This window comes from Levilactobacillus yiduensis, assembly GCF_024718525.1.
Lineage (GTDB): Bacteria > Bacillota > Bacilli > Lactobacillales > Lactobacillaceae > Levilactobacillus > Levilactobacillus yiduensis.
The window spans coordinates 1-1,913 of the sequence record NZ_JAMXAZ010000055.1; the positions used below are offsets into that span (position 1 = coordinate 1).

Genomic DNA, 1,913 nt, shown 5'->3' on the forward strand with positions numbered 1-1,913 from the left:
TTGTTCTTTGAAAACTAGATATTATCAATAATTTTCTTATTAATTGTTTTTATTAAAAATAATTAAACCGAGAACACCGCGTAATTTTGAGTTTTTTAATTAGTTTATATCGCTAAATACTCAATTAATCAGCGATTACGACGTAATCGTTAGGTTAAGTTATGAAGGGCGCATGGTGGATGCCTTGGTACTAGGAGCCGATGAAGGACGGGACTAACACCGATATGCTTCGGGGAGCTGTACGTAAGCTTTGATCCGGAGATTTCCGAATGGGGAAACCCAATAGTTTTAACCGACTATTACAACTCAGGGAATACATACTTGAGTTGAGGCAGACGTGGGGAACTGAAACATCTAAGTACCCACAGGAAGAGAAAGAAAAATCGATTCCCTAAGTAGCGGCGAGCGAACGGGGAACAGCCCAAACCAACGAGCTTGCTCGTTGGGGTTGTAGGACTGAACATTTGAGTTACCAAAGTCAATGATAATCGAAACGTCTGGGAAGGCGTGGCATAGCGGGTGATACCCCCGTAGATGAAATCGTTGACCCTCAGTTCAGGATCCTGAGTACGGCCACACACGTGAAACGTGGTCGGAATCCGGGAGGACCATCTCCCAAGGCTAAATACTCCCTAGTGACCGATAGTGAACCAGTACCGTGAGGGAAAGGTGAAAAGCACCGCGGAAGCGGAGTGAAATAGTTCCTGAAACCATGTGCCTACAATTAGTTAGAGCCCGTTAATGGGTGATAGCGTGCCTTTTGTAGAATGAACCGGCGAGTTACGTTAATTTGCAAGGTTAAGATGTAAAGATCGGAGCCGTAGCGAAAGCGAGTCTGAAACGGGCGTTTCAGTAAGTTGACGTAGACCCGAAACCAGGTGACCTATCCATGTCCAGGTTGAAGGTGCGGTAAAGCGCACTGGAGGACCGAACCCGTGTATGTTGAAAAATGCTGGGATGAGGTGTGGATAGCGGTGAAATTCCAAACGAACTTGGAGATAGCTGGTTCTCTCCGAAATAGCTTTAGGGTTAGCCTCGGAGTAAAGAATCGTGGAGGTAGAGCCACTGTTTGGACTAGGGGCCCGTCATGGGTTACTGAATTCAGATAAACTCCGAATGCCACTGATTTATATCCGGGAGTCAGACGATGAGTGATAAGATCCACCGTCGAAAGGGGAACAGCCCAGACCACCAATTAAGGTCCCTAAATACATGCTGAGTGGAAAAGGATGTGGAGTTGCATAGACAGCTAGGATGTTGGCTCAGAAGCAGCCACCATTTAAAGAGTGCGTAATAGCTCACTAGCCGAGTGATCCTGCGCCGAAAATATACCGGGGCTAAGCATGTTACCGAAATTGTGGATGTGACCATTAGGTCACGTGATAGGAGAGCGTTCTAAGGGCAATGAAGCCAGATCGTAAGGACTGGTGGAGCGCTTAGAAGTGAGAATGCCGGTATGAGTAGCGAAAGATCAGTGAGAATCTGATCCACCGAATGACTAAGGTTTCCTGGGGAAGGCTCGTCCTCCCAGGGTTAGTCGGGACCTAAGCCGAGGCTGAGAAGCGTAGGCGATGGATAACAGGTTGATATTCCTGTACTAGTTAATTATGTTTGAACGATGGAGGGACGCAGTAGGCTACGGTATGCGCACGATTGGAAATGTGCGTTCAAGCGTCAAGTCTGGTGATGAGTCAAATGCTTATCGCTAAGGACAAGGCGTGACGAGGACCGAATTTTAGTAGGGAAGTGCCAGATGTCACACTGCCGAGAAAAGCTTCTAGTTAGTAATTAATTACCCGTACCGCAAACCGACACAGGTAGTCGAGGAGAGTATCCTAAGGTGAGCGAGTGAACTCTCGTTAAGGAACTCGGCAAAATGACCCCGTAACTTCGGGAGAAGGGGTGCTACACAC

Annotated in this window: 1 rRNA gene (running past one end of the window); it reads left to right on the forward strand. The window is 47.2% G+C overall.

What is annotated here, in order from left to right:
* Positions 1–152 precede the first annotated feature (152 nt).
* Positions 153–1,913: ribosomal RNA gene (locus tag NGM66_RS14110) — 23S ribosomal RNA — on the forward strand (it continues 1,257 nt past the right edge of the window).